General features: G+C 73.8%; 14 protein-coding genes. 11 read left to right on the top strand and 3 right to left on the bottom strand.

What is annotated here, in order from left to right:
• Positions 1–3 precede the first annotated feature (3 nt).
• The 8 genes from A4R25_RS17260 (at position 4) to A4R25_RS17225 (ending at position 8,547) form a co-directional block, all read left to right on the top strand.
• Positions 4–1,128 (top strand): RICIN domain-containing protein, encoded by a 1,125-nt coding sequence (locus A4R25_RS17260; protein WP_043325219.1) that lies wholly within the window; start codon positions 4–6, stop codon positions 1,126–1,128.
• Positions 1,129–1,232: 104 nt separating this feature from the next.
• Positions 1,233–1,649 carry a PPOX class F420-dependent oxidoreductase gene (locus A4R25_RS17255; protein WP_030499597.1) on the top strand — a complete coding sequence of 139 codons (417 nt, stop codon included), beginning with the start codon at positions 1,233–1,235 and terminating at the stop codon, positions 1,647–1,649.
• Between the two features lie 43 nt (positions 1,650–1,692).
• Positions 1,693–2,283, top strand: a complete 591-nt coding sequence (locus tag A4R25_RS17250) for a DinB family protein (RefSeq protein WP_043325221.1) — start codon at positions 1,693–1,695, stop codon at positions 2,281–2,283.
• A gap of 88 nt (positions 2,284–2,371) precedes the next feature.
• A complete protein-coding gene (locus A4R25_RS17245; RefSeq protein WP_064447395.1) occupies positions 2,372–4,183 on the top strand; it encodes a hypothetical protein in 1,812 nt (603 codons plus the stop codon).
• A 55-nt stretch (positions 4,184–4,238) separates the two neighbouring features.
• Positions 4,239–5,315, top strand: coding sequence for a glycosyltransferase family 2 protein (locus tag A4R25_RS17240; RefSeq protein WP_223201151.1), 1,077 nt, complete (start codon positions 4,239–4,241; stop codon positions 5,313–5,315).
• 114 nt (positions 5,316–5,429) lie between these two features.
• Positions 5,430–6,560 (top strand): SPFH domain-containing protein, encoded by a 1,131-nt coding sequence (locus A4R25_RS17235; protein WP_064447394.1) that lies wholly within the window; start codon positions 5,430–5,432, stop codon positions 6,558–6,560.
• A 46-nt stretch (positions 6,561–6,606) separates the two neighbouring features.
• Positions 6,607–7,695, top strand: coding sequence for a hypothetical protein (locus A4R25_RS17230; RefSeq protein WP_043325226.1), 1,089 nt, complete (start codon positions 6,607–6,609; stop codon positions 7,693–7,695).
• 159 nt (positions 7,696–7,854) lie between these two features.
• The gene (locus A4R25_RS17225) at positions 7,855–8,547 is read left to right on the top strand and encodes a DUF4386 domain-containing protein (RefSeq protein ID WP_064447393.1); all 693 of its coding nucleotides are present in this window, start codon (positions 7,855–7,857) and stop codon (positions 8,545–8,547) included.
• Positions 8,548–8,552: 5 nt separating this feature from the next.
• On the opposite strand, the gene A4R25_RS17220 is transcribed toward A4R25_RS17225, so the two are convergent.
• Positions 8,553–9,332, bottom strand: coding sequence for an SDR family NAD(P)-dependent oxidoreductase (locus A4R25_RS17220; protein ID WP_043325228.1), 780 nt, complete (start codon positions 9,330–9,332; stop codon positions 8,553–8,555).
• An 86-nt stretch (positions 9,333–9,418) separates the two neighbouring features.
• Between A4R25_RS17220 and A4R25_RS17215 the strand changes: the two genes are divergently transcribed.
• Positions 9,419–10,258 (top strand): helix-turn-helix transcriptional regulator, encoded by an 840-nt coding sequence (locus tag A4R25_RS17215; RefSeq protein WP_064447392.1) that lies wholly within the window; start codon positions 9,419–9,421, stop codon positions 10,256–10,258.
• A gap of 21 nt (positions 10,259–10,279) precedes the next feature.
• Here A4R25_RS17215 and A4R25_RS17210 read toward each other — a convergent pair whose 3' ends face one another.
• Positions 10,280–11,551: a cellulose-binding domain-containing protein gene (locus A4R25_RS17210; RefSeq protein WP_064447391.1), complete on the bottom strand. Its 1,272-nt coding sequence runs from the start codon at positions 11,549–11,551 to the stop codon at positions 10,280–10,282.
• 413 nt (positions 11,552–11,964) lie between these two features.
• Between A4R25_RS17210 and A4R25_RS17205 the strand changes: the two genes are divergently transcribed.
• Both A4R25_RS17205 and A4R25_RS17200 read left to right on the top strand, forming a co-directional pair.
• Entirely contained in the window at positions 11,965–13,470 is a 1,506-nt protein-coding gene (locus A4R25_RS17205) for a TldD/PmbA family protein (protein WP_064447390.1), read from the top strand.
• Positions 13,467–14,840, top strand: coding sequence for a metallopeptidase TldD-related protein (locus A4R25_RS17200; RefSeq protein ID WP_064447389.1), 1,374 nt, complete (start codon positions 13,467–13,469; stop codon positions 14,838–14,840). Before A4R25_RS17205 ends, A4R25_RS17200 begins: the two co-directional genes overlap by 4 nt.
• On the opposite strand, the gene A4R25_RS17195 is transcribed toward A4R25_RS17200, so the two are convergent.
• On the bottom strand, positions 14,824–15,606 hold the full coding sequence (locus tag A4R25_RS17195; protein WP_064447388.1) for a hypothetical protein: 783 nt from the start codon (positions 15,604–15,606) through the stop codon (positions 14,824–14,826). The genes A4R25_RS17200 and A4R25_RS17195 overlap by 17 nt on opposite strands.
• Between the last annotated feature and the right edge of the window lie 7 nt (positions 15,607–15,613).

Below are 15,613 nucleotides of genomic sequence, written 5' to 3'. Positions count from 1 at the left end.
CACATGCGTACCACTGTGCGGAGATGGCTCACCGCGGGCGCCGCGCTCGCCGTGCTGGCCGCCGGTGTGCTGACGGCGACCGGACCGGCGGCCGCCGAGTCCAACGGCGGCACCCGCGTGATGCCGCTCGGTGACTCCATCACCGAGGGCACCCAGGTGCCGGGCGGCTACCGGATCGGCCTGTGGCAGCGGCTGGCCGGCGGCGGCTACCGGGTCGACCTGGTCGGCTCCCAGTTCAACGGGCCGGGCAACCTCGGCGACCACGACCACGAGGGCCACCCCGGCTGGCGCATCGACCAGATCGACGCCAACATCACCGGCTGGCTGAACGCCTACCAGCCGCGCACCGTGCTGCTGCACATCGGCACCAACGACATCCTGCAGAACTACAACGTCTCCACCGCGCCGAACCGGCTCTCCTCGCTCATCGACCGCATCACCAACACCGCGCCGAACGCGGACGTGTTCGTCGCGCAGATCATCCCGCTCGCCAACTCCGGCCAGGCGGCGGCGGTACGCACGTTCAACGCCGCGCTGCCCGGCATCGTGCAGTCGAAGGTGAACGCCGGCAAGCGCGTCCACCTGGTCGACCAGTACTCGGCGCTGACCACCGCCGACCTGATCGACGGCATCCACCCGACCGCCACCGGCTACGACAAGATGGCGGCGGTCTGGTACCGGGCGTTGCAGTCGGTGTCCGGCAGCATCGGCACCCCGGGCAGCGGCGGCGGCACGTACCAGAACGTGCAGCTCGTCGGTGCCGGCTCCGGCCGGTGCCTGGACGTGCCGAACGGCAGCACCACGAACGGCACCGCGGTGCAGCTGTACGACTGCTGGGGCGGCACCATGCAGCGCTGGACCTACACCTCGGACAAGCAGTTGCAGGTGCTCGGCAACAAGTGCCTCGACGCCAGCGGACGGGGCACCGCGAACGGCACCAGCGTGATCATCTGGGACTGCAACGGCCAGCCCAACCAGCAGTGGAACCTCAACGCCAACGGCACGATCAGCGGCGTCCAGTCCGGGCGCTGCCTGGACGCGGCGGGCTACGGCACCGCCAACGGGACGAGGATCAACCTCTGGGACTGCCACGGCGGCACCAACCAGCAGTGGAGCGCGCGCGCCTGACCGGCGTGCGACGGGCTCCCCGGCGGACGCCGCCGGGGAGCCCGTCCGGGCGGCGCCCGCCGCATGACCAGCGGCGGGCCCGGCGGGTACGTAGAGTGAGAGCCATGTCGAAGCCGCCGCTGCCCGAGCCCGCCGTCGCCATGCTGGGCAAGCCGAATCCCGCCGTCATCGCCACGCTCCGCGACGGCCAGCCGGTGTCCGCGGCCACCTGGTACCTCTGGGAGGACGGCCGCGTCCTGGTGAACATGGACGAGGGCCGCCGCCGGCTGGCACACCTGCGCAGCGATCCCCGGGTCTCCCTGACCGTGCTGGACGAGGGGAACTGGTACACCCACGTCAGCCTGATCGGGCGGGTGGTCGAGCTGCGCGACGACGAGGGCCTGGCGGACATCGACCGGATCTCGCAGCACTACACCGGGCGCCCCTACCCCCGGCGGGACCGCAAGCGGGTCAGCGCGTGGATCGAGATCGAGCGCTGGCACGGGTGGGGCGCGCACAAGGACAACAGCCAGACCGGCTGACGGCGCCCCCACGATGTCCGACCCATGCGGAAGAGTGTCGGGCATGAGTGAGCCGTACGACCCGAAGGCAGCGCTGCACCACTACCTGCGCGCGATCCGGGAGAATCTGATCTGGAAGCTCGACGGGCTGAGCGAACGCGAGGCCCGGCTTCCCCGCACCGCGACCGGCAACAACCTGCTGGGGGTGCTCAAGCACTGCCTGAACGTCGAGGCCGGCTACTTCGGGCCGACGTTCGGCCGCGAGTTCCCCACACCGGCGGAACTGGTCGCCACCGAGACGTTCGACGCCGACCCGCAGGCCGACTGGTACGCCCGCGAGGACGAGACCAAGGACGGGCTGATCGACCTGTACCGCCGCGTCGCGGCGTTCGCGGACCAGACGATCGACACGCTGCCGCTGGACGCGCCGGGGCGGGTGCCGTGGTGGCTGCCCGGCCGGCAGGACGTGACGCTGCACCAGGTCCTCGTGCACGTCTGCGTCGACCTGGCCCGGCACGCGGGGCACGCCGACATCCTGCGCGAGCAGCACGACGCCGCGATCGGGCTGGGGCAGGAGAACCGGAACGTCCCCGAGGGCTACGACTGGCCGGCGTACGTCGACCGGCTGTCGGCGCTCGCCGACCGGTTCGCGTAGGCGGTTTTCCGGTAATGCGGCCGGAAGTTTCAACCACATTTCGGACAGTGGATCGACAGGACCAGCAGCATCGTGAAGCATCTATCCCATGAAGATCCGGCCCGCCGTCGCCCCGCCGACCGCTGAGGACACCGGTCCCGAGCAGCCTCCCGCCGACCGGCCCTCGGACGACCGCCCCTCCGACGAACGGCCTGTGGACGGCAGACGCCGATGGCGGCCGAACCCGGAGTGGACGCTGGCGATCCTGGGCAGCCTGCTGCTGGCGGTGGTGCTGACCTGGCCGACGATGCGGCACCCGGCGACCACCATCGCCGGAGACCTGGGCGACCCCACGTTGCAGGCGTGGCAGGTCGCCTGGTCGGGGCACGCCCTGCTCAACGACCCGGCCAACCTCTGGCACTCGAACACGTTCTTCCCGGAGCGCTACACCTACGCCTACAGCGACACGCTGCTCGGCTACGCGCCGTTCGGGATGGTCGGCTCCGGCTTCGAGGCCGCCGTGATCCGCTACAACGTGCTCTACGTGCTGCTGCACGCGCTGGCGTTCCTCGGGGCGTACGCGCTGGCCCGGCAGCTCGGCGCGAACCGCTGGGGCGGCGCGGTCGCCGGGATCGCGTGGGCGTACGCGCCCTGGCGGCTGGCGCACTCCGGCCACCTGAACATCCTGTCCAGCGGCGGGATCGCGCTGGCCCTGGCGATGCTGGCCCGGGGTCACGGCTGGTCGCTGCGCCACGGCTACCGGCCGGAGCGCCGCCGTCCCGGCTGGGCGGTGGCCGGGTGGCTCGTCGCCGCCTGGCAGGTCACGCTCGGCTTCGGCATCGGGCTGCCGCTCGTCTACTTCCTGCTGGCCGCCGTGCTGGTGGCGGCTGGCTGCTACGGCTGGTCCTGGTGGCGCAAGCGGGAGCGTCCGCCGTTCGGCCGCCGGCTGCTGATCGCGGACCTGGCCGGCGGCGCCGTGTTCGGCGCCGTGACGCTGCTGCTCGGCCTGGTCTACCTGCGCGTCGTCGACCTCAACCCGCAGGCCGTCCGCTCGCTGGACTGGACCAAGATGTTCTCCCCTCCGCTGATCGGGTTCATCACCGCGCCCGGCGACTCGTGGCTGTGGGGGGAACGGCACGCCGCCGCCCGGGAGCAGCTGACCTGGCCGCCGGAGATGGCGCTGCTGCCCGGGATGACGCTGATCGGGCTGGCCGCGGCGGGGCTGTTCGTCTCGTCGTTCCCGGTGCGGCACCGGGTCGCGCTGGGGCTCGGCGTGGTCGGCACCGTGCTGCTCGGCCTGGGCGCCACCCTCGGCGGGGACGGCGACCCCGGCTATCTGACGCTGTCCACGCTCCTGCCCGGCTGGGACGCGCTGCGCACGCCGGGCCGGATGATGCACTGGACCAGCCTGCTGCTGGCGGTGCTGGCCGCCGGGCTGGTCACGGCGCTCGCCGAGTCCTGGCACCGGCCCTCGGCCCACCGCTGGTCCCGGGCCGTGGCGCCGCTGGTCCTGCTGGTGCCGCTCGCGCTGGTGACGCTGGAGGGCGTCAACCGCACGCCGCACCCGGTCGTGCCGACGCCGCCGGCCGCGATGCGCACCGCGCCGGAGCCGATGCTGGTGCTGCCCGCCGGCGGGATCGGCGACCTGAACTACATGCTCTGGTCCACCGACGGGTTCCCCCGGATCACCAACGGGCTCGGCGGTTTCGAGCCGGTCACCCAGGCGCAGACCCGGGTCGCCGTCGCGACGTTCCCCGACGCGGGCAGCGTGGCGTACCTGCGCGGGATCGGCGTCCGGTCGGTCGTCGCGGTGCCGAGCCGCGCGGCGGGCACGCCGTGGGAGGGCATCGAGAACCGGCCCGTCGACGGATTGGGCATCACCCGGGAGGACCTCGATGGCACGCTCGTCTACCGGCTCTGACGCCGCCGGCGCCGGAGGCCCGCGCCCGGGCGCCGGGCCGGGCGGGACGACGCCGATGCGGCTGTCGGTGGTGGTGCCCTGCTTCAACGAGGAAGAGTCGGTGGAGCGGCTGCACGAGATGCTCAGCACCGCGCTCGCCGAGCTGCCCGACGTGGACGTCGAGGTGGTGTACGTCGACGACGGCAGCGAGGACGGCACGCTCGCGGCGCTGCGCCGGCTCGCCGCCGCCGACCCGACGGTCTGCTACACGTCGCTGAGCCGCAACTTCGGCAAGGAGGCGGCCATGCTCGCCGGGCTGCACCGGGCCACCGGCGACGCGGTCGTCATCATGGACGCCGACCTGCAGCATCCGCCGCGCCTGCTGCCCGAGATGGTCGCGCTCTACCGCCAGGGCTTCGACCAGGTGATCGCCCGCCGCGACCGGCGCGGCGACCGGTTCATCCGGATGGTCGCCTCACGCTCGTTCTACCGCCTGGTCAACTGGTGGATAGACGTCCGCCTGCTGGACGGCGCGGGTGACTTCCGCCTGCTGTCCCGGCTCGCGGTGAACGCGATCCTGGCGATGCCCGAGTACAACCGCTTCTCCAAGGGCCTGTTCTCGTGGATCGGCTTCCGCACCGTGGTGGTGGCGCACCGCAACGAGAGCAGGCAGGCGGGGCGGAGCCGGTGGACGTTCGGCAAGCTGTTCAACTACGCGTTCGACGGTCTGCTGTCGTTCAACAACCGGCCGCTGCGCCTGGCGATCTACGGCGGGCTCTTCCTTACGCTCATCGCGGTGGGCTACATGGCGTGGGTGGTCGCCGACGCCGTGGAGAAGGGCATCGACGTGCCCGGTTACACCACCATCATCGTCAGCGTGATCGGCCTCGGCGGGATTCAGATGATGATCCTGGGCGTGATCGGCGAGTACATCGGCCGGATCTACTACGAGACCAAACGCCGGCCGCACTATCTGGTGCAGGAGACCGAACGTCCGGTCCCGGAGACCGGCGGCCCGCCCCGGCTGCCGAACCAGCGCGCCGCGTGGTCCACCGACCGCGGTCCACGTGCGGCGCCGGCTTGGGAGGATCCGTCCCGAGATGCCTCCCGGCGTCACGGGGGCGGGGAATCGATGAGCGGCGACACCGGCTGAACGACGGCGATCGGTGAGCGCCGATCAGCGCACCATTGTTCTCTTTTCGCAGGTGGCGGGGGGTTGCTATCGTCGCCCGCGACGCCGGAGAACGGCGCCGAGGAAAGGGTTGCGATGGGGCTGATGGACAAGCTCCGGGGCGAGCTCATCGACATCGTCGAGTGGCTGGACGACAGCCGGGACACGATCGTCTGGCGGTTCCCCCGGTATCAGAACGAGATCAAGATGGGCGCCAAGCTGGTCGTCCGGGAGTCCCAGACGGCGGTGTTCGTCAACGAGGGGAAGATCGCCGACGTCTTCCCGCCGGGAACGTACACGCTGGAGACCCGCAACCTGCCGATCCTGTCCACCCTGAAGGGCTGGAAGTACGGCTTCAACTCGCCGTTCAAGGCCGAGGTGTACTTCGTCAACACCCGGCAGTTCACGGACATGAAGTGGGGCACCCAGAACCCGGTGATCCTGCGCGACGCCGAGTTCGGCGTGGTCCGGGTGCGGGCGTTCGGCGCCTTCGCGGCGCGGGTGGTCGACCCGGCGCAGCTGCTGCGTGAGCTGGTCGGCACCGACCCGCAGTTCCGCACCGAGGAGGTGCAGGAGTACCTGCGGCAGCTGATCGTGGGCCGTCTCGGCGGCGCGCTGGCCACGGCGGGCGTGCCGCTGCTGGACCTCGCCGCGCACCAGGACGCGATCGGCCGGCGGCTGGCCGCCGTGCTGACCGAGGAACTGGCCGAGGTCGGTATCGCGATCCCCAAGTTCGTCATCGAGAACGTGTCGGTGCCGCCGGAGGTCGAGCAGGCGCTGGACAAGCGGACCAGCATGGGCGCGGTCGGCGACCTGGACCGCTACACCCGCTTCCAGGCCGCGAACGCGATGGAGGCCGCGGCGAACAACCCGGGCGGCGAGGCGGGCGCGGGCATCGGCCTGGGCCTGGGCATGGCGATGGGCCAGCAGATGGCCCGGACGATGGGCGGCGGCGGGGCCACGCAGCCGGCGCAGCCGTCGGCCGCGCAGCCGGGCGCCGCCGAGCCGCCGCCGCTGCCGGGCCAGGCCCAGTGGTACGTCGGCGTCGGTGGCCAGCGGCAGGGCCCGTACGACCTCGGCGGGCTGGCCGAGCAGGCGGGCGCCGGCGCGCTCGGCCCGGACACGCTGGTCTGGCGTGCCGGGATGGCGCAGTGGCAGCCCGCCGGACAGGTGCCGGAGCTGGCGTCGGTGCTGGCCAGCGTCCCGCCGCCGCTGCCGCCGCAATGAACGCACGTCAGCGGGTGAGTCGTCCCCGCACCGGGCAGGTGCCGGCATGAGCGACACGACTGTCTCCCCGCCCTCGTACCGGTGCGGGGGTTGCGGGGCCAGGGTGGAGTTCGCGCCGGGCACGACGACGCTCAGTTGCCCGTACTGCGGGCACCGGCAGGAGATCGCCGGCGCGGGCCGCGAGGTGCGCGAGCACGCGTACGCGGATCTCGCGTCGCTGCCCCGCAAGCCGGTGGCGAGCGTCGGGGCGCACACGTTCGTCTGCCCGGGCTGCGGGGCCCGGACGGAGAGCGACGTGCTGGCGCAGCGCTGCCAGTTCTGCGCCACGCCGCTGGTGGCCGACGCCGCGGCGGGCGAGCTGATCGCGCCGGAGGCGGTGCTGCCGTTCGCGGTGGACCGCAACGGCGTACGGACGGCGCTGGGCCAGTGGTGCCGCAGCCGCTGGTTCGCGCCGGGGAGCCTGAAGAAGGTCAGCGAGGCGGAGACGCTGAAGGGCACGTACCTGCCGCACTGGACGTTCGACGCGCGGACCGTGTCGGACTACCGGGGTCAGCGGGGCGAGTACTACTACGTCACCGAGACGTACACGGTGACCGTCGACGGCAAGCAGGAGACGCGGACCCGGCAGGTGCGGCACACCCGGTGGCATCCGGCCGCCGGCACCGTCAGCCGGGACTTCGACGACGTGCTGGTGCCCGCCACCACCCACCTGCCCACCGAGCAGCTGGACAAGCTGGCGCCGTGGCCGCTGACCGAGGCGGCCGCGTACCACGGCGACTACCTGGCCGGATACCAGGCGCTGCGGTACGACACCGAGCCCGAGGCGGGCCTGACCGAGGCGAAGGCGCGGATGGCGCCGGTCATCGAGGGGGACTGCCGGTCGGACATCGGCGGTGACGAGCAACGGGTGTCCGCAGTGGACACCACGTACTCCGACGTGTCGTACAAGCTGATCCTGCTGCCGGTGTGGATCGCCGCGTACCTGCACGCCGGCCGCTCGTACCAGGTGCTGGTGAACGCGCGCACCGGCGAGGTGATCGGTGAGCGACCGTACAGCGCCGCGAAGATCGCGGCGGCGGTGTTCGCCGCGCTGGTGCTCGTCGCCGTAGTGGTGGCGCTCATGATGAACCGTTAGCGTCGCCGCGCTGTCGTACGCCCACGGGCCACCGGTATCCGCTACCGGTGGCCCGTGCGCATCGCGCGAGGAGTCTGACCGAGCGGCCGATTCGCCGCCGCGCCGATCCGCCGCAGAGTGAGGGAACGACCACCGGCCGAGCGGCGGAGGGCAGCCCCGATGGACTCACTGCGCAAGACGTCGCTGGTCGCGGGCGGGTTCTACCTGCTCACCTTCGTCTCGATCCCGACCCTCACGCTGTACGCCCCGATACGCGAGGCGGACTACATACTCGGCGGCACGCCGGACACCCCAGTCGTCGTCGGCGGCGTCCTGGAGGTGATCGTCGCCCTCGCCTGCATCGGCACCGCGATCGCGCTGCACCCGGTGCTCAAGCGGCAGGGTGAGGCGCGTGCGCTGGGCTTCGTCGCCGCCCGCGTGCTGGAGGCCGCCGGCATCTTCATCGGCGTCGCGAGCATCCTGACCCTGGTCGCCCTGCGGCGGGCCGGCGCCGAACCGGACGCGCTGGTCACCGGCCGGACACTCGTCGCCTTCTACGACTCGGTGTTCCTGCTCAGTCAGGCGCTCCTCCCGGCCGTGAACGCCCTGCTGCTGGGCTCCCTGCTCTACCAGTCCCGCCTGGTGCCGCGCATCCTGCCGGTGCTCGGGCTCGCCGGGGCGCCGCTGCTCGTCGCCTCCGATCTGGGCACGCTGTTCGGCGCCTGGGACCGGCTGTCCCCGGTGGCGGCGGTCGCCGCGCTGCCCATCGCGGTGTGGGAGTTCTCGCTCGGCGTCTACCTGGTCGTCAAGGGCTTCAAGCCGGTCACGGACGACACGGTCGCGCCCCGGCCGGTCCAGGACGCCACCGTCTGAGCCGGTCAGGCCCGCGCGCCGCCGTCGACCCGCAGCACCGTACCGGTGACGAAGGAGGCGCGGTCGCTGAGCAGCCACGCGGCGGCCTGGGCGATCTCGTCGGGTTCGGCGGCCCGGCGCAACGGGCTGGCGGCGGCGAGCCGCTCGATGATCCCGGGTGACTCCGCGTCCCAGGCGCGCATCATCTCGGTGAGCGTGCTGCCCGGGGCGATCGCGTTGACCCGGATGCCCTCCGGGCCGTAGGTGATCGCCGCGGATTCGGTGAGGCTGTTCACCGCGCGCTTCATCGCGCCGTACGCGGGCAGCGCGGGGTTGCCCATCAGGCTGCCGACGCTGGAGTTGTTCACGATCGCGCCGGTGCCGGCGGTGGCCCGGATCGCGGCGACCTCGGCGACCATGGCGAGCCACGGTCCCTTGAGGTTGACGGTGTAGAGGTGGTCGAAGTCCTCTTCGCGCACCTGGTCCATCGGTCCGGGCGGCACGATCGTCGCGCCGTTGTTGAAGGCGACGTCGAGGCGGCCGTACACCTCGACGACGCGGTCCACGGCGGCGCGCACGCTCGCCGCGTCGGCCAGGTCGCAGACGACGTACTCGGCGGTGCCGCCGGCGGCCCGGACCTGTTCGGTGACCGCCTTCAACTGTTCCTCGGTCCGGGCGGCGAGCAGCACCCGTGCGCCCTCGGCGGCGAACAGCCGGGCCGCCGCGGCGCCGATGCCCCGCCCGGCGCCGGTGATGAACGCGACCTTGTCTGCGAGCAGGCCCTCAGTGGTTCGTGTGGTGTCCATGCGGCAAGCCTGCGGCCGGGCGCGGAGCCCATCCAGGCACCGGCGGTACCTGGCTACCAGCCGCCGCGCACGGGCACACTGGGGTCGTGGACCGACGTGAGCTGGCAGTGTTCCTGCGCAGCAGGCGGGAGCGGATCGCCCCGGCCGACGTGGGCCTGCCCGCCGGGCGGCGTCGCCGCACCCCGGGGCTGCGCCGCGAGGAGGCGGCGCGGCTGGCGTTCATCTCGACCGAGTACTACACCCGGCTGGAGCAGGGCCGGGCTCCGCGTCCGTCGCGGGAGGTGCTGGCCGGGCTGGCCCGCGCGCTGCGGCTGTCCGACGCCGAACGCGACCACCTCCACCACCTGGCCGGGGAGCCGCCCGCGCCGCCGCCCGGGCCACCCCGGGAGGTACGGCAGAGCGTGCTGGACCTGCTGCACCGGCTGCCGCAGGCGGCGGCGTTCGTGACCTCCGCGACGTTCGAGGTGATCGCCTGGAACGACCTCGCGGCGGCGCTCATGGAGGACTTCTCCGCGGTGTCCCGGCGGGACCGCAACCTCGTCCGCCGGGCGTTCCTCGGCCCGCACCTGATGTACGGCGTGTCGGACGCGAGCGAGTTCGCCCGCCACTCGGTCGGGCGGCTGCGCGCCGCCGCGGCCCGCTATCCGGACGACCCGGAGATGGCCGCGCTGATCGCGGACCTGCTCGCCGGCAGCGCGGAGTTCGCCCGCCTGTGGGCCTCCCACGACGTCGGCGGCGCGCGGACGCTGTGCAAGACGTTCCGGCACCCGCTGGTCGGGCCGGTGACTGTGAACTGCGACGTCCTCGACATCACCGACCGCGACCAGCAGGTGGTCATCTACACCGCCACGCCCGGCTCACCCTCGGAGGAGGCGCTGCGGCTGCTCTCCGTGATCGGCACCCAGCGCATGACCGCCGAGCGCTGACCCGGCCGCCCCGGCGGACCGTCAGCAGCCGATGCGGGTGGAGCCCATCGCCACGTCGTCGTACCAGAGGGTGTCGGCCCCGCCGCCGTAGCTCTCCCAGCCCAGTTTCAGGTCGGTGAGCTGCGGTCGCCAGGTGCGGTTGTACCACTGGCCGTCGATGTCGTGCGTCGGTACGCCGTCGGCGGTCAGCCCGGTCACGGCGACGCCGTCCAGCCAGGTGCGGAGCTGACCGGCCGAGCCGTCCACCATGAACTCCAGGCAGGCCCAGCGGTTGGTGGGCAGCGGCACGCTCTGCGCCACCCCGGCCGGGCTCTGCTCGGGCAGCGTGGCGTCGTCGGAGGCGCGGTTCCACTGCAGGGCGCCGTTCTGGCCGCCCAGCCGCAGGTCGCGGTTGCCGTCGGCGGCGTCGGACATGGTGATCATCGTGGTGTGGTCGGTGGGCTGGGCGGTGGTGTGCCGCACCCAGATCCGGGCGTACCTGACGCTGCCCAGGGCGCTGAGGTTCTTCGTGGTCCGCACGAACACGTGGTTGCAGTAGCCGGCGGCGCCGTTGATCCGGATCGCGCGGCTGCCGCTGTGCGTGGTGGTGGTGTCCACCGTGGCCGTGCCGGCGCCGGAGCAGTCCGGGCTCACCACGCTCCAGTCGCCGGACGGCGTCGAGCCGGTCTGGTTCTCGAAGCCGTCGCAGAGCACCGCCCCGGCGCATCCGCTCGGCGGCGGGGTGGTCGGCGGCGCGCTGGTGGGCGGCGCCGTCGTGGGCGGAGCGGTGGTCGGGGGCGCGGTGGTCGGCGGGGCGGTGGTGGGTGGGGCGGTCGTCGGCGGGGCGGTGGTCGGAACCGCCGTGGTGGGCACCACTGTCGGCGACGGCGCGGCGCCGTTGCACGGGACGCCGTTGAGCGTGAACCCGCCCGGCGCGCCGCCGGCGGCGCTGAACGTGCCCTGCACGCCGAACTCGGTGGAGCCGCCCGCCGGGATGCCGCCGTTGTACGACATGTTGCGGGCGGTGACCGTCGCGCCGGACTGGCTGACGGTGGCGTTCCAGCCGTTCGTGACGCGCTCGTCGCCGGCGTACGTCCAGGTGACCGTCCACCCGGAGACGGCGGTGTCGCCGGGTGAGACCTTGACGCTCGCGGTGAACCCGCCGGGCCACTGGTTGGGTGTGTAGTCGACCCGGCAGCCCTGCGCCGCCGTGGCCGGGCCGGCGAGCAGGGCCGTCGCGGTGGCGGCCACGACGGCGGCCAGCGCGGTCACCGCCGCCAGGGCCGGGCCGGAACGGGTACGGAGAATCGTCATGGGAAGTCCTTCTGCGTCGGGCGGCGCGACGCGACGACGCGCGTCCGGACGGACGGCGGCGCGGCGACGCGCTCGGGTGGCGGCGCGTCGATGCGCCACTGTGAGAAGTCGGTGCGTACGACCGACGTGCCCGGCTCGGGACAAACCTGTCAGCCGCCGGCGGCCCGGTCGTGCGGACCTCGGCGGCGCCCGCCCTCAATCTATTGAGCGACGCCAATCAATTCAAGCGCGCCCCGGCGCGGCAGCGGTCTTCTTCCCGATTGCTCTGTTGCGCGGCGACGGCGCTGGTCGGCCGCCCGGCCGCCACGCGGGCCCTGTGCCGGGGCGGCACGCGGCACTAGTCTCCTCACCGCAACCCCCGGGCCGCCGCGCCACCGGCGCGGACGGCGGCACCCCGGCGACCGGAGGCGCGTGTGCCCGACGAGATCGACGACTCCTTCCTCGCTCTTCCGCTGGCCCGCCTCGCCGACGCCGCCCTGTCCCGGGCCCGGCAGCGGGGCGCGCGATACGCCGCGCTGCGGGTGCAGCGGGTCCGCTCCGGGCGCACCGTCGTGCACGACGGGGCGCTGCGGGCGAGCGAGGAGGAGACCGAGACCGGCCTGGCGGTACGGGTGCTGCACCGGGGCGCGTGGGGCTTCGCCGCCACGCCCGAGCTGACGCCGGAGGCGGCGGTACGCGCCTGCGACGACGCGCTGGCGCTGGCCCGGGCCTGCGCCGACGTCGGCGGCGGGCCGGTCACGCTCGCGCCCGAGCCCGTGTACCCGGAGGCGACGTGGCGCTCGCCGTACCGGATCAACCCGTTCGAGGTGCCGGAGAGCGAACGGGTGGAGCTGCTGAGCCACTGGTGCGCCGGGCTGCAGGCACACGAGTCGGTGGCGCACGTGCTGGCCCGCGCCACCGCCGCCCAGGAGAACACGTACTACGCCGACCTGGACGGCACCCGCGTCACCCAGCAGCGCGTCCGGGTGCACCCGCAGGTGCTGGCGGTGGGCCGGCGCCCGCGCGACGGCGGCGTCCAGACGCTGCGCACCGTCGGCCCGCCGGTGGCCCGCGGCTGGGAGTACCTGCACGGCGAGGGCTGGGACTGGGCCGGCGAGCTGGCCGAACTGCCGGCGCTGCTGGCCGAGAAGACGCAGGCGCCGGCGGTGCGGCCGGGCCGGTACGACCTGGTGATCGACCCGTCGCAGCTCTGGCTCACCATCCACGAGTCGGTCGGGCACGCCACCGAGTACGACCGGGCCCTGGGCCACGAGATGTCCTACGCGGGCGGCACCTTCGCCACGCCCGACGCCGCCGGGCGGCTCCGGTACGGCTCGGCGCTGATGAGCGTGGACGCCGACCGGTCGGCCCCGCACGGGCTGGCCACGGTCGGGTTCGACGACGAGGGGGTGGCCGCGCAGTCCTGGCCGCTGATCGAGGCGGGTGTGCTCGTCGGGTTCCAGCACGACCGCGCCTCGGCCGCGCGGGCCGGCCTGCCGCGCTCCGCCGGCTGCGCGTACGCCGAGTCGTACCGGCACACGCCGATGGCCCGGATGCCGAACGTGTCGCTGCGCCCGGCGGTGGACGGGCCGGACACCGCGGCCCTGATCGCGGGCGTGACGGACGGCTTCTACCTGGCCGGCTCGGACAGCTGGTCGATCGACATGCGGCGGCGGCAGTTCCAGTTCACCGCCCAGCGCTGGCACCGCATCCGCAACGGGCGGCTGGCCGGGCAGGTGTCCGGCGCCGCGTACCAGGCGGAGACCACCGCGTTCTGGTCCGCGCTGTGCGGGCTGGGCGGGGAGGGCACGTGGCTGCTCTCCGGCGCCGACATGTGCGGCAAGGGTCAGCCGGTGCAGGCGGCAGCGGCCAGCCACGGCTGCCCGTCCGCGGTGTTCCGTGGCATCGACGTCGTCGACACCGGAGGGCGGGACGGGTGAGCGGGATCCAGGACGCCCTGGAAGCGGCGCTGCGGCACCGGCGTGACGCCGACGAGCTGCTGCTGATCGCGGACGAGACGGCCGCCGCGCACCTGCGCTGGGCGGGCGACGCGCTGACCACGAACGGCAGCGTCCGGTCCCGCCGGGTGACAGCGGTGGCGGTACGCGACGGCGCGGCCGGCGTACACGTCGGGCTGGTCGGGCACGGCGGCGCGCTCGGCGACGCGCTGCCCGGGCTGGTCCGCGCGGCCGAGCGGGCCGCCCGCGACGCGCCGCCCGCCGCCGACGCGGCGCGCCTGCCCGAGCCGTGGCGGACGCCGTCCTGGGCGGAACCGCCCGGCGGCACCTCGGTCGACGCGTTCGGAGACGTGCTGCCCGGCCTGGCCGACGCGTTCGCGGCGGCCGGGCAGCGACGGCTCTACGGCTACACCGAGCACCGGGTGGTCACCACCTACCTCGCCGCGTCGACCGGCGCCCGCCTGCGGCACGCGCAGTCCACCGGCCTGTTCGACCTGAGCGTGCGCGACGGCGACGACTCGGCGTGGGCCGGTGTGACGGCGCCCGACCTGACCGGACTGGACGTGCCGGCGCTCGCCGCCGAGCTGTCCGCCACGCTGGCGCGGCCCGGCCGCCGGGTCGAGCTGCCGCCGGGACGGTACGAGGTGCTGCTCACCCCGAACTGCGTGGCCGACCTGATGCTCCACCTCTACCTGGCCGCCGGGGCGCGCGGCGCGCTGGACGGGCGTACCGCGTTCAGCCGCCCGGACGGCCGGCTGCCGCTCGGCGAGCGCCTCACCGCGTTGCCGCTGACGCTGCGCAGCGACCCGGACCATCCGCTGCTGCCCTGCGCCCCGTTCACGGTCAGCCGGGGCACCGACGACCTGACCGCAGTGGTCGACAACGGGCTGCCGCTGCGGCCGACCCGCTGGATCGACGAGGGTGTGCTGACCGCGCTCGTGCAGACCCGGCACACCGCCGAGCAGACCGGCGCGCCGCTCACCCCGATGGTGGACAACCTGGTGCTGGAGGGCGGGCCGGACGCGCCGACGCTGCCCGAGATGGTGCGCTCCACCCGGCGCGGCCTGCTGCTCACCTCGCTGTGGTACCTGCGCGACGTCGACCCGGCGTCGCTGCTGCTGACCGGCCTCACCCGCGACGGCGTGCGGCTGGTGGAGGACGGCGAGATCGTCGGCACTGTGCACAACTTCCGGTTCAACGAGAGCCCGCTGTCGCTGCTGGCCCGGGCCACCGAGGCCGGGCGGCCGGTGCCGGCGCTGCCCCGGGAGTGGGGCGACTACTTCACCCGGATGGTGATGCCGCCGCTGCGGGTGCCCGACTTCCTGATGTCGGCGGTCAGCCCGGCGACGTGAACAGCGCGGCGAACCGGTCCAGGGTGCGCCGGTCGTACACGAGCTGTTTCTGCGGCGGGTACGGACGCCGTGGCGGCGGCACGTACCCGGGCTCGCCGCGCCGGGGCAGCGTCCCGTCCGGGCGGCGCAGGTGCGGCCCGTGGAAGAACCAGCAGAGCTGGCCGACCAGCTCGGCGAAGACCAGCGGGTGCAGGTCGGGCGGGTACATCGCGAGGTGGCAGCGGGTGGCCCGGAACTCGCCGCGCGGCCCGAACGTGTTGCCGAACAGGACGTGCCCGAAGACGTCGTGCACCGCCCGGAAGATGTCGTTGTGCAGCAGTTCCTCCCCGCCGGCCCGGACTCCGGCGGGGGCGCGCAGCGGATGGTCGCCGTCCGCGCCGGCCGGCCCGTGCCCATGGCGGGTGAGGAAGACGTGCAGCAGGCCGGTGGCGCGGACCCGCGCGACCAGGTCCCGCGAGTCCCGGTACGGCTGCCCCGGCCCGGTCCACGGCAGCACCCGGATGCCCGCCTCGCCGATCAGCCGGAACTGCCGCAGGTTCTCCGCGGCCAGCCGGGCGTACCCGCGGGCCGTGCCGGCGGTGACCATCGGCGCGGCGTCGTAGCGGTCGGCCACCTCCCGGCAGAAGTCCTCGTCCAGGCGCAGCGGCTCGGCGGCCAGCCGGTCCAGCCGGACGGCGGGCACGCCCGCGCGCGCCGCCGCCCGGTCGGCGTGGGCCTGGGCCAGCTCGCCGAGACGTACGGTGAGACGGTGGTCGTCGCCGCTCATCGGCCCG

This window comes from Micromonospora sp. NBRC 110037, assembly GCF_001652995.1.
GTDB lineage: Bacteria > Actinomycetota > Actinomycetes > Mycobacteriales > Micromonosporaceae > Micromonospora > Micromonospora chalcea.
This window is presented reverse-complemented; position numbering and strand designations above follow the sequence as displayed.